The organism is Kutzneria chonburiensis (assembly GCF_028622115.1).
Lineage (GTDB): Bacteria > Actinomycetota > Actinomycetes > Mycobacteriales > Pseudonocardiaceae > Kutzneria > Kutzneria chonburiensis.
Genome location: NZ_CP097263.1, coordinates 596,566 through 617,527, shown reverse-complemented (window position 1 = coordinate 617,527; position 20,962 = coordinate 596,566). Strand labels below are relative to the sequence as shown.

Sequence of the window (20,962 nt, the reverse complement as noted above, 5' to 3'; positions counted from 1 at the left end):
TTCCAAGCAGTCGCGTCAGCTCAGGGTGACAGCCGTGTCGTCGATGACGAACGAGGTCTGCAGGCCCGAGTCCTCGGCGCCGGTGAACGAGACCGTCACCGTCTGGCCGGCCAGCGAGGAGACGTCGAACGTCTTCTGCACGTAGCCGCTGGCCTTGTTGAGGTTGGAGTAGGTGGCCAGGGTGGTCGAGCCGGCCTTGACGGTCAGCTTGTCGTAGGCCGTCGAGGTGGTGGTCTCGGCGGTGTCGATGTGCAGCCAGAACGACAGGGTCGCGTGGCAGCCGGCCGGGATGGTCACCGACTGGGACAGCGTGTCGGTGTGGGTCGAGCCGTAGCCGTCCAGCCAGGCCAGGTAGCTGCCGCCGTGCGCGGCCTCGCCGGCCGAGGCGTTGCTGACGACGCCGGTGGAGGAGCTCCACGGCGACGCGCTGCCGGTCTCGAAGCCGGGGTTGCCGAGCTTCTGGCCGGAGCAGTTGCCGCCGGTGGTGCCGACGGCCCAGGTGAAGGAGGCGCTGCCGGTCTTGCCGGCGGCGTCGGTCGCCGTGACGGAGACGTTGTAGCTGCCGGCGGTGTTGGTGGTGCCGCTGATCACGCCGGTGCCCGAGGCGATGGACAGGCCGGTCGGCAGGCCCGAGGCGGACCAGGTGTACGGCGCGGTGCCGCCGGTGGCGTGCACGGTGACGTTGACGCTGTCACCGACCAGGTTGGACTGGTTGCCCGGGCTGGTCACCGACGGGGAGCCCGGCTGGGTGGTGCCGCCGGACAGGTTCGCGACGAGGGCGTCGGCCTTGGGCGAGCCCCAGCCGCTGGCCTCGTCGTAGTTGGCGACCGCGCTGTAGTGCAGGTTGTCGCCGGTGGTGATGTCGTGGAACAGCGAGCTGTAGCTGCTGGACGAGCCCAGCTGGTACAGCGTGGACTGGACCTGGCCGACGCGGGACTTGCCGTTGGCGGCCGCCTGCTGGTTGGCCAGCGTCAGCACGGACGCCCACAGCGGGGTGGCCGCGCTGGTGCCGCCGACGGTGGTCCACTGGCCCTGGGTGTAGATCGAGTAGTCCGACGCGACGGCCGAGACGTCCGGCACCTGGCGCAGCGCGCTGGTGTTGACGCCGGGGCCGGTCTGCCAGGACGGGCGGGCGAACTTGCTGGACACACCGCCGCCGCCGGCCCACTTGGTGGCCGTGCCCTCGTTCCACACGGTCTCGGAGCTGTAGCTGCCGCCGCTGCCCTCGGTCAGCACGGTGCCGCCGACGCTGACCACGTACGGGTCGGAGCCGGGGAAGTCGACCGCGAGGTTGTTGGCGTTCGGGGACTGCGTGCCGCTGTGGCGGTAGCAGTCGTAGGCGCCGGAGTCACCGGCGGCCGACAGGAAGGTCTGGCCCTGGGCCGCGCCCTGCTTGGCCACGTTGTCCACGGCCGTCTCGGTGGACGCGGTGTCGTCGAGCTCGCAGGCGCCCCAGCTGGAGGACACCACCGACACGTTGTCGGTGATGAACTTGTTCCACATGTCGATCTCGCCCTGGTCGCTGTTCGGGGCCTCGTAGACCGCGACATTGGCCTTGGGCGCGACCGCGTGCGCGACCTCGATGTCCAGCTCGACCTCGACGGTGCCGTCACCGGCGGTGTCGTCGTCGCCGCCGTCGACCTTGACCACGGTCGGGGTCGGCGAGCCGGTGCCGTACTGCGAGTCGTACTTGCTGATGTTGGTCTGGCTGAAGTGCGAGAACTCCAGCATGGCCACGGTCTGGCCGGAGCCGGTGGTGCCGGCGCTGTTCAGCTTGTCGACGCCGTAGGCCGAGCGCAGCTCCTGCGCGGTGTAGCCGCCGGCCGGGCCGCTGCCCGCCTTCGGCGCGTTCGCGTTGGGCGCCTTGGTGTAGTTGTGCAGCTGGTAGTGGTTGTTCAGGCCGGAGATGCCGCCGATCAGGCCGGCGACCGAGCTGTCGACCGAGGGGGCCTCGTCGTTGGCCGTGAAGTCCTTGTTGGTCTTGTTGTCGTGGTAGCGCGACTCCGTGGTGGCGAAGGCGCTCTGCACGGTCTTGGCCGGGCCGGCGGCGTCGATCAGCATCCGGTTCGACGCCACGTTGGTGACGGTAAGGCCCTTGCTCTGCAGGTAGGCCCGCACCTGGTCGACCTGGGCCTGGGTCGGCGCGAAGCGGTCGCGGAACTGCGCCGGCGTCAGGTAGTGGTGGTAGTCGGCCGAGCTCGGGTTGTTCACCCGGGCCAGGAAGGCGTCCAGGCCGGCCGCGTCACGGTAGTTCAGCGAGACGGCGACCTGCATCTGCTGGTCGGCGCTCACCGAGCCGGTTCTCGTGGCGAACTCGAGTCCCGGGGCGGCGCTGTTGGCCAGCTGGGTGGTGTTCGGGGTCGTCTGCGCGGCGGCGGTGAACCCGGCGCCGGTGGCCAGGACCATCGGCGCGGCAACCAGCAGCGCCACTGAGGCGCGACGGGTCAGCTTCACGATTGCTCCATCCCTACAGGGGAGATGAAAATGGCAGGGGTTATTTCCCTCGGCGAGGGAGTTAGGCGGAACACTAACAGCCCGTGAACGGCCATGGAATGGATTCCCTACCAAGGTATGGAATCGCCCGTCACGGTTGGCCATATCGTGACCGGGTCGTCACGTAGCGAGCGTCATAGGTCAACAGATCGTGACAGATCGCCCGGCAAAGCGGACAAAACAACAACTTCGACGCCCATTCCTTGGGATATGGCGTCAACAGGCATCAACACCTCACGCCCGACGAAAGAAGGATTGTCAAAACCCGTTGGCGGTCCGATCATCCCGGCCGGTAACGTGGTGAAGTGACGAGAACCGGGCGATTCGCGGACGTGTCCACGGCATTGGCGTTGCTCAGCGACCGTCAGCTCGCCGACCTGGTGGAGTCGGCCGTGCCGGTCGACTCGTCCGGGGCCGGCGGCAAAGCCGGGGTGGTAACCGTGGCCGGTGCGAAGGTGTTCGTCAAGAAGGCGCCGCTGACCGAGCTGGAGCGCCGGCCGGAGAACCTGCGCTCGACCGCCAATCTGTTCGGCCTGCCGCCCTGGACCCAGTACGGCGTCGGCGGCCCCGGCGGCAGCGTGTGGCGCGAGGTCGCCGCGCACACGATGGCCACGAACTGGGTGTTGTCCGGCGAATGCCCCAATTTCCCGATGCTCTACCACTGGCGGGTCGTGGACTCGCCGCCGCCGGTATGGGAGGACCTGCTCGACGTCGACAAGTGCGTCGAGTACATGCACAACGCGCCGGGTGTGCGGGAACGGGCCGAGGCGCTGATCGACGCGCCGGCCGGCGTGGCGATGTTCATGGAGTACTTCCCGCACACGATGCACCCGTGGTTCGAGGACCAGCTGCGGGCCGGCGAGTTCGATCGCGTGGTGCCGGTGGTCGAACGCGATCTGCGATCCACATTTGAATTCATGGAGCGCAAAGGTCTGTTCCATTTCGACGCCCATTTCGGCAACATTCTTTCCGATGGCGACCGGCTCTACGTCGCCGACTTCGGACTGGCGACCTCGACCCGTTTCGATCTGTCACCCGAGGAACGGGAGTTCCTGGTGGCCAATGCCGGGCACGACCGCAGCCACGTGCTGGCCCATATGGTCACCATGATGGTGCGGGCGCTGGCCGACGTCGACCCGACCGTGCCGCGGTCCCGGATGGACTTCATCCGCGACTTCACCGATGACACGGAGTTTCCCCCGGCCGCCGCCGAGCTGCTGCGCCGCTACCAGTCGGTAGCCGTGCCGTTCAACGACTTCTACGCCGCGCTGTTCGTGGAGAGCCGGCAGTCGCCGTATCCGCGAGCCGCCCTCACCTCGGCGCTGGCTCGATTGGATGAGCAGTCCTCACCTATCGGCTAGCTCGATGAACACCACCGACGCATCGTCACGGGCCTTGCCGCGCGGGAAGTCCTTGCGGTCCGGGTCGGCGGTCTCCGCCGCCCGTACCGCGTCGACGAGGCCCTCGACGCTCTTTTCGGCTTGCCCGAACAGATCCGTCCAGTCGCCGAAGTGGAACACCTCGCTCCAGCGGCTCGCCCCGTCCGACATCGCCACCGCCGCGCGGACGTCGTTTCGCGGCAACTGCCCCGTCACCGCACGCTTGGCCACCTCAGCGTCGGCCGCCGCCGTGTAGAAGCCGCCGTCGGCGTTTCGAAGGCTCTCCAGGGCATCGAAATACCCTGGCGTGTATCGGATTTCCCGCATTTCCGGGCGGCCGGTGACTTCGTCCAGCCGGCCGTCCAACAGCGGCGTCACGGTGCCCTCGATGTCCAGCAGCAGCACCGAATCCGACAACACCAGGTATTCGACCCGCTTTTCGTCCCACCGCAGCGCGACGACCGTTGCCTGCGGCGTTCGCCGGTGGCTCAGGTCGCAGGTGTCCTCGTGCTTCGCCTTGGTTTGTCCGATTGCGTCGGCCAGGCAGTCGGCCAGCGACTGGTCCCGCCGCCCCGCCGCTTGGTCCAGCAACGCCGGGCCCAGCTGCTGCACGAACCACGTCACCGTGTGGACGCAGCCGGTCTGGCCGTCGGGCGGCGGCGTCACCCCGTCCAACACGACCGCGGCGCCCAGTGGCGAGATCGCCGCGAAGTCCTCGTTGGCACGCGCCGGTTCGCCGGGGACGGAAAGCAGCTCGGTGCGCATGCCCGCCACCTTCTCACCAGCGCCGATCCCCCGCGACCCCGCCCCAAGATCAAGGGACCATTCCTCTCGTTGAACGTCAGGAAGGACCCCTTCCTGACACTCTCGCCAAGATCAAGGGACCGATCCTGGCGTTCAACGTCAGGAAGGGGCCCTTCCTGACACGGCGGCCAGCTCGGTCCGGCAGGCGCGGCCGAGGTCTCGGACGGGCCGGGCCAGCAGCAGGGCGACCATGCCGGCCACCGCGGCGACCGCACCGACGAGCAGCACCGGTCCGCTGCCGAGCACGCCGGCGGCCGGGCCGGCCAGCGCCTGGCCGACCGGCATCATGGCCAGCGAGCCGGCGACCTCGTAGGCGTGGATGCGGTTGAGGATCGAGCCCGGGATCTGGGTCTGGATGCTGGTCGCCCACATCACGCTCCAGAACGTCTGCACGCCGCCGGCCACCGCGAAACCCAGGGCGACCAGCCAGATCGGGGCGTGCAGCGCGACCATGACCGGCTGGATCCCGTAGACCAGCATGGCGATCGCGCCGGCCCGCAGCGGATGCCGGGGGCGCAGCCGCATCGCGATCAGGCCGCCCACCGCCATGCCGGCCCCGCCGATCGAGTTGACCAGGCCGTACGCGGTGTCGCCGTTGGTGGTGATGATCTCGGTGGCGACCAGCGGGGTCAGCGGGCCGAAGGTGGTGATCATCAGCACCATCCAGACCAGGATCACGCCCCACACCCAGCCGCGGGCCCGGAATTCCCGCCAGCCCTCGACCAGATCGGTCCGGAAGCGCTCGCGCCGGGCCGGGCGCGGTGCTCGGCCCAGACGCAAACCCAGCAGGCACAAGGCACTCGTCAGATAGGTGGCCGCGTGCACCGCGAAGACGCCGCCGACCGACGTGACGCCGATCAGCAGACCGGCGAAGGCCGGGCCGGCCACGCCCATCACCGACTCGGCCACGCGGATGATGCTGTTGGCGCTCTGCACATCCGTGGCGATGCGCGGGATCGTGCTGGCGATGCCCGGCTGGAACAGCGCCGCGCACAGGCCGTTCACCGCGCCCACCGCGCAGATCTGCCAGAACACGACATGGCCGGTGAAGAACATGACCGCCACCGAGGACTGCGTGAGCACCCTGGTCAGGTCGGCGCCGACCATCACCGCCCGGGTGTCGAACCGGTCCGCGATCACGCCGCCGAAGATGACGAACCCGGCGAAACACGCGCTGAACGCGGCCATCGCGCCGCCGACCGCGCCGACGCCGTAGCCGTACTGGATCAGGCCGGCGGCCAGCGCGACCGGCAACATCATGTCGCCGAGGCGGGCCGCCGCGCGGGCCACGAAGAACAGGGAGAAGTCACGGTTCCAGCGGCGCACGTGCCGTCACGCTACCGGATCACCCTGCCGTCACTGGGAAATTCCCACCAGCTGGGCACTTTCCCGCCACAGCCGGGCACATCGGTCGCGGTCCGTGGTGTGTTCCGCCGTCTCGGTGAGCCGGCGGTCGACGTAGAAGCCGCCGGTCCTTCCGTCCACTTCGGACGTTGTCGCCAGCCAGACCGGCGTGTCCGCGCCGACCTCCGGTCCTGGCGCCGTGCGCCCCAGCTCGTCGCCCAGTTTCCGCAGTGCCCCACGAACATTCCGGCCGAGGCCGGTGCCGCCGATGATGCCCGGATGCGCGCTGTTGACCGTGATCGTCGGCAGCCTGCGGGCCAGTTCGTAGCCGAACATCGCGTTCATGTTCTTGGTCCGGCCGTAGGCGGCGAACGGCGTCAGGTCGGGATCGGGCAGGTGGAGGTTTCCGGACTCCAGGTCGTCCAGATCCACGGGTACGCGGGCCAGCGCTGTCGGGTCCGCGCCGACGATCACAAACCTGGCCTGACGAGTTTCGATCCTTTGCGCCAGGAGACGCAGCAGCAGGTACGGGGCCAGGTGGTTCACCGCCAGCAGCCGCTGCGTGCCCTCCTCCGTACGGTCATCGAGATCCGTGATCACCGCCGCGTTGCTGACCACCACGTCCGGTAGGTCCAGCCGCTCGGCCAGGTCGCGAACGTCCTTGAGCAGGGCCAGATCCGCCCGTTCGAGGATCAGATCGGCGCTGGGAACAGCTTTTGTGATCCGCTCTGCCGCTGCTCGGAGCCGGGCGTCGTCCCGGCCGACCATTGTCACCGTCGCCGATCGGGCCAGCGCCGTCGCGATCGCCTCGCCGATGCCGGACGTCGCGCCGGTCACCACCGCGTGCATGACTTCCCCCTTGGTTGACACCGTCAACCTAGCTCTGTCCGTTGACAGCGTCAACCTCGGGCTACCATGCCGCCATGGCTTCCGGGACCCGCGAGGCGCTGCTCGACGCCGCGGCGCGACTGCTCGACGCCGGCGGGGTCGAGGCCGTCACGCTGCGGGAAGTCGGGCGGCAGGCGGGGGTGTCGCACAACGCCCCGTACAAGCATTTCCCCAGCAAGGAGGCGTTGTTGGCGGCGTTCGCCGCCCGTGAGCTCGAACGCCGCGCCGCCCGCCCCGAGCCCTCCTCGTCACCGGCCGAGCGGCTTCGCGACGCCCTGCACAGCTACGTCCGGTGGGCGCTCGACTCCCCCGCCCGATTCCGGTTGATCTTCGGGCCGTGGACCGTCGACTCCACCGAGCTGCACCTCGCCGCCGAGGCTGCCCAGGCCCGGTTCGTCGACACCGTCGCCGCAGCCCAGCAGGCCGGCCTGCTCCCCGCCGGCGACCCGATCCGGCTCGCGTCCCTGCTTCGGTCGCTCGCCCACGGCGCCGCCGACCTCGCGTCCGCCGGGCATCTCGCCGCCGACGGCAAGGGCAACGCCGATCCCGAGGACCTCGTCGACGACCTGCTCGCCCATCTCCGAAGGGGAAGTCAGCCGTGACCAGCCGTGTCGATAGGTACCTGGCCCACCTGGACGCCCTGTCCGGCGGCGTCGAGGCGGAGTACAAGATCTGGGACTCGACCAAGCCCGGTCTGCCCGCCGTGACCTCGATCGTCTATCGGGGCCTGCCCGAGGGCCTGATCACCGGCCTCACCTACGGCCTTTCCCTGGCCGAGCACGAGGAGTGGCCGCTCAGCAAGCCCGAGCTGTGCATCAGCGTGCGGTCCGAGGACCCGGCGTGGGCGATCGTCGCCGGCAACGTGGCCCAGACCCTCCGCGGCAGCTGCCCGTTCTGCTACGGCGACACCATCAACTTCGGTGAGCCGATCTCCCCCGAGTCGACCATGACCGCCTTCGTCGTCGGGCCGCCGGCTGTGCTCGATCCGGCCGACTACACCGACATCGACGTCGGCGAGGAGCGGCCGGTGAGCATCGCCGGCCTGTTCCCCATCCACGACGTCGAGCGGCAGTACATCCGGGAACACGGGCTCGACCCGTTCATCCGGCTCGACTGGGACTGCTACGACGTCGCGCGGCCGCCCGCAGTGTGATTCGTCAGCTCGACGCGGATCGTCAGCAGGTTCGTGCCCAGCATCCTTACGCCCGCGCTGTTCACCACCGGCAGCCCACGCAGTCGGGCCTTCGCGTCGTCCTCCGGCATCAGGTACGCGATGCCCGTCCGCCAGCGCCCCTTGATGCGTACCCGCACCCTCGGGTCCGCCTTGATGTTGCGCACGTACTGCGACTTCTCGCCGTACTCCGACACCAGCCAGAAGTCGTCGCCCACCCGCCGGCCGCCGATCGGCGTCCGGCGCTTCTGCCCCGACTTGCGGCCGCTCGTCTCCAGCACCGTGCGTCCCGGCATCCGCACCAGCACCGGGTTCGCGATGCTGCGCTGGAACCACGTCACCAGCCGCCGCTTGATCTCGCTCATCCTTCGCCCCCTGAAAATGCAGCCCCCGTCTTCCATCCAACCACGCCGCCCCGACAATCGACTCGACCAAGATCACCCCCGATCGGCCATCGGCCCCACTGCCAGGTTGATCTGGTTGGATGGAGATCGGGGGGTGCTCGAAACGGGCCAATGATCAAGATGGGATCGGGCAGCATGCGGCTGTGGCTGGCGGCGCTGGGACTGACGCTCTGCCTGGCGGCGACGGTTGCCTCCTTCCACCTGGGCATGACCTGGGCCGGCGTCCTGCTGGCGGCGTTGTCCGCGATCACGGTGGCCAATATCGCCTGGGTGATGGCCCGCCGCCGCTGAGCTCACACCCGGCGTAGCACATGCAGCAGGTATTCCTTGCGGCTCAACGGATTGTGGTCCCAGCGGGCCCGGTTCGGGGCAGCGCCGGGAATGGGGCGGTAGTGGTCGAACGCGGCCTCGAGCACACCCTCGCCACTGGTCAGTGACGGCAGCCGCCGTTCGAGACCATGCACGGCGGCCGCCGGAATGTCGCCGTTCAGAACGTGGGTCCGGCCGCTGATGGACGACGTCAAAGGCGCGGCGCGCAGTTGCACGAGCACGGGCAGCACGGCGGCGAAGGATTCGGCGGGAATCTCCAACTGGTAGCGGTGAATGGGCTCGTGCACCCTCGTTCCGGCGCTGGCCAACGCGGACATCAGGACCAGTGGCGTGAGGCCGCGAAAGTCGGCGCCGGTGCTGGACATGGACTTGTCGAACTTCTGGTGCATATGACTCTGCCGCGGCGAATAGCCGGACTGAGTCATCGTGACGACACAGTCGATGACCCGCCAACCGTACAGCCCCTGCGAGAGAGTCTCACGAACACTGTCCTCGACGGTCTTCATGAAGGCATAGGGCATCGACCCGAGTTCGACGTCCAATCGGTACCGCACGCCACTGTCGACGGGGCCGGGCTCGATGCGAAGTCCCACGGTGGCAAGGAAAGGATTGGGCGCCACGTGGATGATCTCGACCGCGGCGCCGGCGCCGACCACGCGTTCGACGTTGATGGTGGTGGTCTCCCGGAACGAGACGTCGAGGCCGAACTCCTCGGCGAGCGTGGCCTGAATGACCTCCTTCTGGACCTCGCCGTAGAGGGAAACCGTGATCTCGCGACGGATTTCGTCCTGCCGAACGTCGATCAGCGGATCCTGTTCGGCCAGCTGATCGAGGGCGGCGCGCAGCGTGCCGCGCTCCCCCGAACGCGCCGGCAGAACGACGGTCTCCAGCGTCGGCGGCGAGAAGTAATGCTCGGCCGCCACGGTCGGCGAACCAATGACATCGCCGATGCGAATGCCGTTGAGCCCCCACACCTTGGCGATCCGGCCGGCGGTCACGGCCGGTTGTAAAACGCTTGCGCCGTCGGCGAAGACGGCGATGCCGGTCACCTTGTCGTCGCCGTCGGGCAACCGGTCGCGGACCCGCAGCGTGCCGGCGTGCATGCGCACGTAGGCGATCTTCTCGCCGGCCGGACCGCGCTCGACCTTGAACACCGTGCCCGACACCGGCGCGTCGGCGTCCTCGGAGGCCACCGGCAGGAACGACGTGATGCCCTCGGTCAACGCGTCGATGCCGGCACCGGTGATCGCCGAGCCGAAGAACACCGGATGCACGAGTCCACACCGTGATCGTGCGGCCAATGTGGACAATGCTCGGCCGTAGGGAATGTCCGAAGAGGACAGATAGGCGGCCGTCAACTCGTCGTCCAGCTCGACCAGTCGTTCCACGAAATCGACGTCGTCGACACCGAACGGAACGGCCCGGGCAGCCCGGGCGCCGATGTCCATCACCGATCCCATGGGCACGATCGACGGTGACAGTTTGGCCGCGATGTCGGTCAGCAGCCCGTCGTATCGGGCGCCGCCGCGGTCGACCTTGTTCACGAAGATGAGCGTCGGAATCCGCAGCCTTTGCAGCACCCGCATCAGGATTCGGGTCTGCGCCTGCACGCCTTCCACTGCCGACACGACCAGCACCGCGCCGTCGAGCACACCCAGCACCCGTTCCACCTCGGCGATGAAATCCGGGTGACCGGGCGTGTCGATGAGGTTGACGGTTCGGTCAGCCATGGTGAATGACACCACCGCCGACTTGATCGTGATACCTCGACGGCGTTCCAGCGCCATCGAATCGGTCTGCGTGTTGCCGTCGTCCACGCGGCCGATCTCGTCGATGATCCCGGCGGCGAACAGCAGCCGCTCGGTCAGGCTGGTCTTACCGGCGTCGACGTGCGCGAGAATTCCCAGATTGAGCACGGGCATACAGCGTCATGTCCTTCAGAAGGGGGTGCATTCCATCTGCGGTAGACATGACAGCTGCTCGCATCTCAACTCCCTGATCGGGTACGCCAGGAGTTGAGCAGAAGTGGCCGAACCGGGGCAACCGATTTACGGGCAGGACGCTCAGCGGCCGACCGCCAGGTGGCGGACCGCCGTGGACAGGTGTTCGCGCATCTCGGCCTGCGCCACCGCCACATCGCCGGACCCGATAGCGGCCAGCAGGCGGCGGTGTTCGTCGGCCAGGTTGGTGCCGCCCGGGTAGAAGTTGTGCAGCTGCGCCAGGCAGAGCTGCATCTCCTCCTGGAGCGCCGGGTAGATCCGATTCAGGCGCGGACTTCCCGCCAGCTCGACCAGCGCGATGTGGAACTCCGTGTGGATCTCCACCCGGTCCGCCCAACTCGCATCGGCGGCCAGCGCGTCCATCTCGGCCAGGATGCGCTCCGGCCGGGCCAGCGACGTCCCCGATTCGACGATCACCCGCACCGCTTCCAGCTCCAGCGGCGTGCGGATCAGGAACAGGTCCTTGATATCGGCCTCGGTCAGCACCGGCACGATCAGCGACCGCCCGTTGGCCCGCTGCGCCAGATTCCGCGCCACCAGCTCTTGCAGCGCCGACCGGATCGTCGGCCGGGCCACCCCGAACCGCGAAGCCAGCATCGTCTCGGTCAGGCTCGCACCCGGAGGCAGCTCCCCGCTGAGGATCAGCCTGCGTACCTCCGCGACCAGGGCATCCCGCGTGCTGGTCGTCTGAAGCGCCGTCACAGCGTGTGAGTATAGCGGTCAGACCGTTGCGTATGACTGTCATACCGTATTACCGTCGCGGCATGGGTAGCGGCGGGAAAGCAACGGCCAGCGCGGTCGCCGGAGCATTGTTGTGGGGCACGCTGGGGCCGGTCGCGGCGCTGTTCAACACCGGCGACCGCATCGCGGCGGGCGGCATTCGGCTGGCGGTCGGCGCGCTGGTGTTGGTCGTCGTGGCGAGAGGCCGGCCGCTACGCGGGTTATGGCGGACGCGGGCGGATGGGCTGGAGTCAGTGGGCGTGGCCGAGGCGGGGCAGGCGGGCACAGACGCACTGGCGTCGGCGGGTTCGACCAGCGGCCGGTCGCGGCGCGGGTTGTGGCGGACCCGCTCTCGGATACGCGCCGATGCACTGGCGTCGGCGGGTGGGGTCAGAGGGCGGCTGGGGCCTGGGGTGCGGCGGGCGGGCTCGTGGACGCGGGCGGATGTGGGGCCGCTGGTGGGTGGGGCGGTGGGGATCGCGGGCTTTCAGGTTGCCTATTTCGGGGCGATCGGGAGTGCGGGGGTGGCGGTGAGCACGGCGGTGGGCATCGGACTGTCGCCGGTGTTCACGGGGCTCTGGACCGCGATCACCGAGCGGCGGGTGCCGAGTGCGGGGTGGATGGTCGGGACGGCGGTGGCGGTGGGTGGGCTCTGTCTGCTGGCGCTGACCAAAGCGGTGACGTTCTCGCTGGTGGGGCTGGGACTGTCGGTGCTGGCGGCGGCGTTTTTCAGCCTGCAGGCGGTGTCCATTCAAGCGCTGACCAAGCGGCACGATGAAGCGACGGCGCTGACGGGGATTCTGGCGCTGGGGGCGGTGCTGATGACACCGGTCATCGTGACGACGGCGACGGCGGAACTGCTTACGGTGCAAGGGATTGCTGGGGTGGGGTATCTGGGCGTGGTGACTACCGGCCTGTCGTACTGGCTGTTCGCCCGGGGGATCAAGCACATCGGGGCGGCTGCGGCGGTGACGATCACGCTGCTGGAGCCGGCCGCGGCGGCGGTGATCGCGGCGGTGGCGCTGCACGAGGAACTGTCGGCGGGGCAGTGGGCGGGAATCGTGCTGATCGGTGCGGCGATCGCGATCACGGGCCGGACGCCGAAAAGGCCCGAGCCCGTGGGCTCGGACCTTCGGCAAACGGTGCTCAGTCGGCCTGGCGCGGAATTCTGATACCGGGACGGCCGGCGGACGCGGCGGCCTTGGCCAACCGGGTGCCGACCTGCTTGCCGAGCCGGGCGGCCGGGCCGGGACCGGGCAGGGTGAGCGCGGGCGGCATGACCACGACGGGGCAACCGACGTGGTACATGAGCCGATGGGCCAACAGGGTGTTGGCCTTGATGTCGGTGCGCCGAGGGGCGTCGAGGACCAGCATGACGGCGCCCTCGCTTTCCTTCAGCAGCACCGAAACGGGCGTGCCCTTGACCAGCCGGCACTCGACCTTGGCCTCGTCGCCCAGCGCGGCGGCGACATCGGCGCGGAGCTTCTCCTCGCTGTCGGCGAAAGCGGCGTCGACGTCACGGCTGACGGCGGGCGGATGCCCACCGGGGGCGGCCGGCGGCCGAGGGGCCCGCCAGGCACGGACGGCGACCAGGCCGCACCGCCGACGACGAGCCTCGTCGGCGGCCCAGCGCAGCGCGGTGGGCGATCCACTACGGACACTCACGCCCACGACGATGACATCAGCCACGGCTTACCTCCTCGTCGTCGCGGATACTAACCGGCCGCGGCCGCGGGCGCCTTGGACAGCGGATCGGCCACGTCCTCAAGGGATTGTCCCTCGGCGTTGACGCCGCAGAACCAGGCGATCAGACCGCCGGCGATCATGATGCCGGCGCCGACGAAGTAGCCGATGGTCAGCGGACCGCGGGTGGTGCCGTCGCCGATCAGCACGCCGAACACGGCCGGCGCGGTCGCACCGGCGGCCTGGGAGATGGCGAAGAAGTAGGAGATCGCCTGCCCCCGCAGCTCCAGCGGGAAGATCTCGCTGACCGTCAGATAGGCCGACGACGCACCGGCCGAGGCGAAGAAGAACGACACACACCAGAAGATCGTGTGGGTGGTGGCGTTCAACGTGCCGGCCTGGAACAGCGCGGCCGAGATGGCCAGCACCAGCCCGGCGAAGCCGTACGTGCCGAGGATCATCTTCCGCCGGCCGATGGTGTCGAAGAACGGCCCGAGGATCAGCGGGCCGAGCAGGTTGCCCACCGCGAACGGGAAGAAGTACACCGAGGTGTCGGCCTTGCTGATGTGGTAGAAGTTCTGCAACACCAAGGAATACGTGAAGAAGATGGCGTTGTACAGGAACGACTGGGTGACCATCATCGAGAAGCCGAGGAACGAGCGTTTCGGGTACTTCTTGAGGAAGATGCCCGACACGGTGCGGAAGCCCAGCCGCGGCGCCTCCACGATGGACATCGCCTTCTCCGGCGGCACCTCGCTCAGGGTCACGCCCTCGCGCCGCACGCCGGCCTCGATCTCGTCGACGGTGCGCTCGGCCTCGGCCAGCTTGCCGTGCGTCATCAGCCACCGCGGGCTCTCCGGGATGTGCCGGCGCAGGTAGATGATGATCAGGCCGAGCACCGGGCCGATGAAGAAGCCGATGCGCCAGCCCCAGTCCACCGCGATCACGTTCGGGTCGAGCAGCCACAGGTTGGCGGTGGCGCCGATCATCGCGCCGCCCCAGTAGGTGCCGTTGACGGCGATGTCGACGCGGCCCCGATAGCGGGACGGGATCAGCTCGTCGATGGCCGAGTTGATGGCGGTGTACTCGCCGCCGATGCCCAGCCCGGCGATGAAGCGGAAGATCCACAGGAACCACACGCTGAACGAGAACCCGGCCAGGCCGCTGGCCAGCAGGTAGATCGCCAGCGTCAGGATGAACAGCCGTTTCCGGCCGATCTTGTCGGTCAGCCGGCCGAAGTAGAGCGCGCCGACCACCTGCCCGATCAGGTAGATGGTGCCGGTGAGGGCGACCTCGGACGTGGTCATCTGCAGGGTCTGCTCGAAGCCGCCCGCGGACACGATCTGGATCTCGAGGCCGTCCAGGATCCACGAGACGCCCAGGCCGATCACGATCGACCAGTGGAACCGGGTCCACGGCAACCGGTCCATTCTGGCGGGAACGAGGCTCACCTGTGGCGTCGCCGTCCCGGCGGCACTGGCTGCTGTCATGGAATTCTCCCCGATGTCGCGTGCGTTGCCGAAACGTTCGCGCACATGTGGCCGGCGGGTTACGAGCAGGTTTAGAGATCTACCGCCAAAGTGGTCGGTCCGCAACCGGTAGAAGGCGTGAACCTTTGTCACGGTCACGGTTCTCGCCGCAGGTCACGCTGCCGGTGCGAGCGCTCACCGGCCGCGCACGCGAGCGTTTCAAACCTGCTCGGGACAATTGTCACGGTGTTGTTGCCTGAAACGCCAACCCGAAACCGAGCAGATCCGTTATGGCGCTCGGTATGTGGCGTAGCCGGGCAGCTTGCGCCACAACAGGAGCGCGCCGACGATGGTGGACAGACCGCCGATCACGGCGGACAACCCGGGCGTGCTGAGGGCGGCGGCCGCGCCGCCACGGAAGTTGCCCAGCTGCGAGCCACCGAAGCCGACGACGTACTCGGCGGCCCCGACCCGGCTCAGATACCGGTCGGGCGTGGCCGTCTGGAGGATGGTCGTCCGGAACACCACGCCGATCACGTCGACCGCACCGCCGACGACCAGAAGCCCGAGCGACAGCCACAGCGTGGTGGACAGTCCGAAGCCGACGAGCGTGACCGCCCAGGCCATGCCGGCCATCAGCTGGGCCCGCCCCTGCCGCGACACACGCCCGGCCGGCCCGGACAGCATCGAGCCGAGCACGCCGCCGATCGCCGGCGCGGCGTTGAGCAGGCCGAGGGTCTGCGGCCCGCCGCCGAACAACGCCGCGTTGATCGCCGGGAACACGGCGAACGGCGCGCCCAAGGTCATCGCGGACAGGTCGGCCAGCAGGGTGCCAGTCAGGACCTGAGAGCCTCGGATGAAGCCGACGGCCTCGACGACGGCCTTCAGGCCGGGCTTGGCCGGCCCGCCCTCGGGCGGCATCGGCGGCAGCCGGAACACGCCGTACAGCGCGGCCGCGAAGCTGAGCACGTCGAGCACGTAGCAGGCCTTGAGTCCCCAGGCCGCCGCGACCGCCCCGGCCAGCAGCGGGCCGACGGTGTTGCTCAGGTGCATGGTCATCAAGTTCAGCGCCGCGCCGGCCGGCAGGAGTTCGGCCGGCAGCAGGCGGGGCGTGAACGTTCGCCGGGCCGGCACGTTGACCGAGACGATCAGCGCCTCCAGCACCGCGAGCACGTAGAGCAGCCACAGCTGCCGCAGGTCGAGGATGGCCTGCACGGCGAACAGCGCCGACACGGCGGCCAGCCCGAGGCTGGTGTAGAGCACGACCTTGCGGCGGTCGGCGGCGTCGCCGATGCTGCCGCCGAGCATGCCGAAGGCCAGCGCCGGCACGGCGGCGCACAGCCCGATGCCGCCGACGGCCAGCGAACTGCCGGTCAGCGTGAAGACCTGATAGGTGACGGCGAACAGGGTCATCTGGGTGCCGATGGCCGAGAGCCCGGCACCGATCCAGTACCGGCGGAAGGCCGGCGACCGGCGGAACGGGGCGACGTCGACCAGCAGGCGCCGCGGCGGCGTCACTGGAGGCGGGGTCACTGGACCGAGCGTATTGCTGCCCGTTCGGACACACGACGGAATTACCGCGGCACGGCCGGCCGTTGACGCCTACATGAAGGCAACCATCAACGGCCGCGTCGTGGCCGAGGCCCCCGAGTCCGAGGTCGTGTCGATCGAGGGCAACTGGTACTTCCCGCCGTCGTCCCTCACGGACAGCGAGTTCGTGGCCAGCCCGACCCCGTACACCTGCGCGTGGAAGGGCGTGGCCCAGTACCACACCGTGGCCGGTCAGACCGACGCCGGCTGGAGCTACACCCAGCCGCCGGCCGACGCGGTCAGCCGCGTCGGCCAGGACTTCACCGACTACGTGGCTTTCGACCGGCGCGTGGTCGAGGTCAGCTGAGATCCAGCGCCGCGCGCACGATGCTGTCGGCGTCGAGGCCGTGGTAGCGGTAGACGTCGGCCAGCGCGCCGGCCTGGCCGAACCGGGTGACGCCGAGGGAGATCGACGGCACCCGGTTGACCGTGGCCAGGCAGGCGAGCGTGTGCGGATGGCCGTCCAGGACGGTCACCAGCGGCGTCGGGCGTAGCACCTGGTCCAGGATCCACGACGGGGCGTCGGCGCGGCCGTGCCTGGCCTGCTGGGCCTGGAACAACAGGCCCGGGCTGGTCACGCAGACCACGTCGGCCGGGATGCCGACCTGGTCCAGCCGGTCGGCGGCGGCCAGCGCCTCGGGCACGACCGCACCCATCGCGGCGATGGTGATCGCCGGATTGTCCTTGCGGCGCAACGAGTACGCACCGGCCACGACCTGACGGCGGCGGCGTTCCCGGGCGGCCGGGTCCGCCGGCACGTCGGCCAGCGACTGGTCGACCGGCCGGGTCGACAGGCGCAGGTAGGCCGAGGTGCCGTCGGGCCGGCCCAGCCGGGCCAGGCTGGCCAGCAGCGTCCACTCGACGTCGATCGCGAACGCCGGCTCGTACGTGACGCAGCCGGGCTGCTCCAGCCCGATGGACGGCGTCGTGATCGACTGGTGCGCCCCGCCCTCCGGGGCCAGTGTGACCCCGGACGGCGTGCCGACCAGAATGGACTGCCCGCCGGCGTAGATGCCGAACGACCAGGGCTCAAGGGCCCGCGAGACGAACGGGTCGTAGAGCACGCCGATCGGCAGCAGCGGTTGGCCCCAGCGACTCCAGGTGGCGCCGAGCTCCCCGATCAGTCCGACCAGGTTGGTCTCGGCGATGCCGAGTTCGATGTGTTGTCCCCCAGGGCTTTCCCTCCAATGCAGGATCGTGTCGGAGTCGTCGGCGAACCAGTCGACGCGCTCGTCGGGCGACCACACGCCGACCTTGTTGACCCAGCCGCCCAGGTTGGTGCTGGAGCTGACGTCAGGGCTCACGGTCACCACACGCTGGGCGGCTTCGGGGGCACGGCGGGTGAGATCGAGCAGCGTTCGGCCGAGGGCTGCCTGAGTCGTCGTCGTGCCCTGCTGAACCCGGCCGAGGTCGAGCGGGATCGAAGGCGGTTCCGCGGTCGCGACGCCGTCGCGTCGCAGGCGGTTTGCCGTGTCCTCGCACAGGTCGGCCGCATCGGTGCCGGGCGGAAAGGCCAGCCAGGGATCGTCGACGTGGGTACCAAGACGTCGGGCGAGTTCGGCCAGTTGCTCCGCGGTCAGCAGTGATGAGTGGTTCTGCGGGTGCCCTTGGGTGGGCAGCCCGTTGCCCTTCACAGTGTACGCCAGGATCACGGTCGGCCGGCCGTCGTCGATCTCCTCGAAGGCCCCGTCCAGCGCCGCCAGGTCGTGCCCGCCGAGGTTGCGGATCGCCGCCAGCAGGGTCGGATCGTCCACACCGGACACCAGTTCGGCGATGGCGGAATCCCCTGCCGGCAAACGATCCCGCAGCTGTGCGGCGTCGCAGCGGAGCAGCCGCTGGTACTCCGGATTGGGCATGGTGTCGAGGCGCGCCCGCAGCGCCGAACCACCCGGACGAGTGAACAGCTCCGCCAGCAGCCGCCCGTACTTGAGGGTGATGACCTGCCAGCCGGCGCCGGTGAACATGTCGCGCAGCCGGTCACCGGCGATCTGCGGCACGACCCGGTCCAGCGACTGCCGGTTCAGGTCGACGATCCACACGATCTCGCCCAGTTCGGCCACCGACGGGTCGAGCACCGCCTCCCAGACCGCGCCCTCGTCCAGCTCGGCGTCGCCCAGCAGCGAGTACTGCCGCCCGGTTCCCGCGCCCACGTAACGACGGGCGATCGCGCCCCAGATCGGCGCGGTGGCACCGATTCCGACCGATCCGGTCGAGTAGTCGACGGGATCGGGGTCCTTGGACCGGCTCGGGTAGCTCTGCAACCCGCCGAATTCGCGCAGTGTCGTCAGATACGACTCGTCCAGCTCCCCGAGCAGGTAGTTGATCGCGTGCAGCACCGGCGAGGCGTGCGGCTTGACCGAGACGCGGTCCTCCGCGCGCAGGTGCCGGAACCACAGCGAGGTCATGATCGACACCATCGAGGCGCTGGACGCCTGGTGCCCGCCAACCTTGAGGCCGGAATCGTTGGGGCGCACCAGGTTCGCGTGATGGATCATGGCGGTGGACAGCCACAGCACCCGCTGCTCGATCTCGGTCAGCACGGCCGGCGCCGCCGGACTCTGCCTGGTCATCTCCGCCACCCTCCAACATGGGCACAACGTGCCAGAATGACAACACCAACGCTCACTACGCACAATGTGAGTACGCTCAATTGAGCAGATCGCACAATCCGGCGCCCGAACCACCCGGCGAAAGCGAGCAGAGTGCGCAACGACGACCGCTTCGACCAGACCGACCTCCGCCTGCTGCGTGCGCTGGCCGAGCAGCCGCGGGCCACCGCTGTGGCGCTGGCCGAGCAGACCGGGCTGTCCCGCAACACCGTGCAGGCACGCCTGCTGCGGCTGGAACAACCGGGCGTGCTGGACACGTTCGAGCACCGCATCCCGCCCCGCGCGCTGGGCTATCCGCTGACCGCGTTCGTGATGATGGTCGTGACCCAGCAGCGGCTGGACGAGGTCGCCGCCGCGCTGGCCGACGTGCCGGAAGTGCTCCAGGTGCACGGCATCAGCGGCCAGCCCGACCTGTTCGTGCACGTCGTCGCCCAGGACGGCGACGACCTGTACCGCATCGCCGGCCTGATGCTGGCCATCCCCGGCGTGGAGCGGACCAGCACGGCGCTGGTGATGCGGGAGCTGGTCGGCTACCGGATCAGCCCGCTGCTCGAACGGCGCTCAGGTTAGCCGCGCGCGCCGGATCCCGTTCACTGTCACGTAAACCAGGGAAGCGGTGGTCAGGAGCTCGGCCCAGAAGAAGGCGCCGTAGTCGATCAGCGCGCCGATCGGCGGCGACCCCGGCGCGGCGTTGCGGAAGCCGACGAGCGCGAACAGCGTGGCAGCCATCCAGCCCATCGCCGGCCAGACCAGGCCCATCTTCTTGGACACTATGGTCAACGCAGCGCCGAGCACGGACAGCGCCAGCGCCCACATCGCCACCATCAGGAACCAGGCCAGCACCGACGAGCTGAACGTGCGGCCGGCCAGCACGTTGGCCTTGAGCTGGCCGGTCGGCCACGCGGCGTCGGTCAGCTCGGCCGTGAACAGCGCGTCGTAGCTGCGGAACCGCAGCGAGACCGGCACATTCTGGTCGCCCGCGGTGACGAAGAAGCCGATCGTGGCCGCGTAGCTGTCGAACGGGTACGACGACACCAGGCCTTCGTCCACGCCCATCCGCACGTCCTGCAACGAGACCCGGTCGTGCGCCTTGAACCGCAGGAGGCCGGTGGTCAGCGAACTGGTGTCGATCTCGAGGTCACGCGCCGGCACGGCGTCGGTGCCGTCGGCCAGGTTGCCGTACAGGATCGGCACGATGCGCAGGTCGAGTTCGCGCCCGGTGACGTCGACCCGTTGCAGCGTCACGTCCAACTCGACCCGGTTGGGATCGTTGCTGCCGGCGATGTAGTCGAGTTTGCGGGTGCCGGTGTCGAGCCGGAAGGCGATGATGCCGCCCGTCGCGAGCACCGCGATCGCCACGCCAACGGCGACAAGCTGTACCGTCCTCACCCGCCGTCACGCTAGGCCAGAAAGCCGGTGACAGCACGGTGATTCACCTGTTGGTGTCGGCCAGGAAGGCTCGTACGGCGGCGGCGAACTCGGCCGGCCGGTTACGGTGCACGAGGTGGCCGGCGTCGATCGTGACGAGCTCGGCCGACAGCTGCTCGGCCATGGCGGCGATCTCGGCCTGCGGCAGGTGGCTCTGTTCCCCGCCGGCCACGATCAGCGTCGGCACGGCGATCTTTCCCAGCGGCCGCGGGGCGTTCAGCTCGGCGATGATCTGCGGGCGGAGAGCCCAGTCGTAGTCCAACTCGCCCTCGGGGCGCGGCGCCAGTTGCAGCCCCAACGGAACCGGCGGCGGCGCTTCCTCCAGCACCAACGCGGTTACACGCGACGGGCGCTTCTCGGCGTAGCGATAGGCGGCGACGCCGCCCATGGAATGCCCGACGAGCACGGCCTGCTCGACGTGGAAGGCGTCGAGCAGGCCGTGCAGGTCATCGGCGAACAGGTCGAACGAGTAGGCGTCGGCCCGTGGGCTTTGGCCGTGTCCCCGCTGGTCCGGCGCTATGACGTGCCAGCGGTCGGAGAAGCTGGCGGCGAATTCCTGCCAGGCGCCGCCGTTGCCCGACGCGCCGTGCAGCAGGACCATGGCCGGCGCGGCGGGCGAACCCCAGGTGCGGGTGAACAGTTCCACCCGT

Annotated in this window: 20 protein-coding genes; 7 read left to right on the top strand and 13 right to left on the bottom strand. The window is 69.2% G+C overall.

What is annotated here, in order from left to right:
• Positions 1 to 15: 15 nt before the first annotated feature.
• Positions 16 to 2,454, bottom strand: a complete 2,439-nt coding sequence (locus tag M3Q35_RS02945) for a protease pro-enzyme activation domain-containing protein (protein WP_273940027.1) — start codon at positions 2,452 to 2,454, stop codon at positions 16 to 18.
• A gap of 344 nt (positions 2,455 to 2,798) precedes the next feature.
• Here M3Q35_RS02945 and M3Q35_RS02940 point away from each other — a divergent pair, with 344 nt between their 5' ends.
• Positions 2,799 to 3,854, top strand: a complete 1,056-nt coding sequence (locus tag M3Q35_RS02940; protein ID WP_273940026.1) for an AarF/ABC1/UbiB kinase family protein — start codon at positions 2,799 to 2,801, stop codon at positions 3,852 to 3,854.
• Here the strand turns inward: M3Q35_RS02940 and M3Q35_RS02935 are convergent.
• The 3 genes from M3Q35_RS02935 to M3Q35_RS02925 form a co-directional block, all read right to left on the bottom strand.
• On the bottom strand, positions 3,840 to 4,637 hold the full coding sequence (locus M3Q35_RS02935; RefSeq protein ID WP_273940025.1) for a hypothetical protein: 798 nt from the start codon (positions 4,635 to 4,637) through the stop codon (positions 3,840 to 3,842). The genes M3Q35_RS02940 and M3Q35_RS02935 overlap by 15 nt on opposite strands.
• 138 nt (positions 4,638 to 4,775) lie before the next feature.
• Positions 4,776 to 6,002 (bottom strand): MFS transporter, encoded by a 1,227-nt coding sequence (locus M3Q35_RS02930; protein WP_273940024.1) that lies wholly within the window; start codon positions 6,000 to 6,002, stop codon positions 4,776 to 4,778.
• A 30-nt stretch (positions 6,003 to 6,032) separates the two neighbouring features.
• Complete coding sequence (locus M3Q35_RS02925; protein ID WP_273940023.1) at positions 6,033 to 6,869, bottom strand: SDR family NAD(P)-dependent oxidoreductase; 837 nt, start codon at positions 6,867 to 6,869, stop codon at positions 6,033 to 6,035.
• Positions 6,870 to 6,943: 74 nt separating this feature from the next.
• Between M3Q35_RS02925 and M3Q35_RS02920 the strand changes: the two genes are divergently transcribed.
• Complete coding sequence (locus tag M3Q35_RS02920; protein ID WP_273940022.1) at positions 6,944 to 7,510, top strand: TetR/AcrR family transcriptional regulator; 567 nt, start codon at positions 6,944 to 6,946, stop codon at positions 7,508 to 7,510.
• Entirely contained in the window at positions 7,507 to 8,061 is a 555-nt protein-coding gene (locus M3Q35_RS02915) for a suppressor of fused domain protein (protein WP_273940021.1), read from the top strand. The genes M3Q35_RS02920 and M3Q35_RS02915 overlap by 4 nt, the downstream gene beginning before the upstream one ends.
• On the opposite strand, the gene M3Q35_RS02910 is transcribed toward M3Q35_RS02915, so the two are convergent.
• A complete protein-coding gene (locus tag M3Q35_RS02910; RefSeq protein ID WP_273940020.1) occupies positions 8,031 to 8,444 on the bottom strand; it encodes a nitroreductase/quinone reductase family protein in 414 nt (137 codons plus the stop codon). The genes M3Q35_RS02915 and M3Q35_RS02910 overlap by 31 nt on opposite strands.
• Before the next feature lie 150 nt (positions 8,445 to 8,594).
• Between M3Q35_RS02910 and M3Q35_RS02905 the strand changes: the two genes are divergently transcribed.
• Complete coding sequence (locus M3Q35_RS02905) at positions 8,595 to 8,774, top strand: hypothetical protein (protein ID WP_273940019.1); 180 nt, start codon at positions 8,595 to 8,597, stop codon at positions 8,772 to 8,774.
• A 2-nt stretch (positions 8,775 to 8,776) separates the two neighbouring features.
• Here M3Q35_RS02905 and M3Q35_RS02900 read toward each other — a convergent pair whose 3' ends face one another.
• Both M3Q35_RS02900 and M3Q35_RS02895 read right to left on the bottom strand, forming a co-directional pair.
• Entirely contained in the window at positions 8,777 to 10,735 is a 1,959-nt protein-coding gene (locus tag M3Q35_RS02900; protein WP_273940018.1) for an elongation factor G, read from the bottom strand.
• Between the two features lie 141 nt (positions 10,736 to 10,876).
• Positions 10,877 to 11,515 carry a GntR family transcriptional regulator gene (locus M3Q35_RS02895; RefSeq protein WP_273940017.1) on the bottom strand — a complete coding sequence of 213 codons (639 nt, stop codon included), beginning with the start codon at positions 11,513 to 11,515 and terminating at the stop codon, positions 10,877 to 10,879.
• A 62-nt stretch (positions 11,516 to 11,577) separates the two neighbouring features.
• On the opposite strand from M3Q35_RS02895, the gene M3Q35_RS02890 reads away from it, so the two are divergent.
• Positions 11,578 to 12,705, top strand: a complete 1,128-nt coding sequence (locus M3Q35_RS02890; RefSeq protein ID WP_273940016.1) for a DMT family transporter — start codon at positions 11,578 to 11,580, stop codon at positions 12,703 to 12,705.
• Here the strand turns inward: M3Q35_RS02890 and M3Q35_RS02885 are convergent.
• The 3 genes from M3Q35_RS02885 to M3Q35_RS02875 form a co-directional block, all read right to left on the bottom strand.
• Positions 12,680 to 13,222, bottom strand: coding sequence for a universal stress protein (locus M3Q35_RS02885; RefSeq protein ID WP_273940015.1), 543 nt, complete (start codon positions 13,220 to 13,222; stop codon positions 12,680 to 12,682). The genes M3Q35_RS02890 and M3Q35_RS02885 overlap by 26 nt on opposite strands.
• Before the next feature lie 26 nt (positions 13,223 to 13,248).
• The gene (locus tag M3Q35_RS02880) at positions 13,249 to 14,706 is read right to left on the bottom strand and encodes an MFS transporter (RefSeq protein WP_273940014.1); all 1,458 of its coding nucleotides are present in this window, start codon (positions 14,704 to 14,706) and stop codon (positions 13,249 to 13,251) included.
• Positions 14,707 to 14,973: 267 nt separating this feature from the next.
• Entirely contained in the window at positions 14,974 to 16,218 is a 1,245-nt protein-coding gene (locus tag M3Q35_RS02875) for an MFS transporter (protein ID WP_273940013.1), read from the bottom strand.
• Between the two features lie 73 nt (positions 16,219 to 16,291).
• Here M3Q35_RS02875 and M3Q35_RS02870 point away from each other — a divergent pair, with 73 nt between their 5' ends.
• On the top strand, positions 16,292 to 16,582 hold the full coding sequence (locus M3Q35_RS02870; RefSeq protein WP_273940012.1) for a DUF427 domain-containing protein: 291 nt from the start codon (positions 16,292 to 16,294) through the stop codon (positions 16,580 to 16,582).
• Here M3Q35_RS02870 and M3Q35_RS02865 read toward each other — a convergent pair.
• Positions 16,575 to 18,845: a transketolase-like TK C-terminal-containing protein gene (locus M3Q35_RS02865; protein ID WP_273940011.1), complete on the bottom strand. Its 2,271-nt coding sequence runs from the start codon at positions 18,843 to 18,845 to the stop codon at positions 16,575 to 16,577. The genes M3Q35_RS02870 and M3Q35_RS02865 overlap by 8 nt on opposite strands.
• A 132-nt stretch (positions 18,846 to 18,977) precedes the next feature.
• Here M3Q35_RS02865 and M3Q35_RS02860 point away from each other — a divergent pair, with 132 nt between their 5' ends.
• A complete protein-coding gene (locus tag M3Q35_RS02860; protein ID WP_273940010.1) occupies positions 18,978 to 19,454 on the top strand; it encodes an Lrp/AsnC family transcriptional regulator in 477 nt (158 codons plus the stop codon).
• On the opposite strand, the gene M3Q35_RS02855 is transcribed toward M3Q35_RS02860, so the two are convergent.
• Both M3Q35_RS02855 and M3Q35_RS02850 read right to left on the bottom strand, forming a co-directional pair.
• A complete protein-coding gene (locus M3Q35_RS02855) occupies positions 19,446 to 20,273 on the bottom strand; it encodes a DUF4436 family protein (protein ID WP_273940009.1) in 828 nt (275 codons plus the stop codon). The genes M3Q35_RS02860 and M3Q35_RS02855 overlap by 9 nt on opposite strands.
• Positions 20,274 to 20,316: 43 nt before the next feature.
• Positions 20,317 to 20,958 (bottom strand): alpha/beta fold hydrolase, encoded by a 642-nt coding sequence (locus M3Q35_RS02850; protein WP_273940008.1) that lies wholly within the window; start codon positions 20,956 to 20,958, stop codon positions 20,317 to 20,319.
• Positions 20,959 to 20,962: the final 4 nt, after the last annotated feature.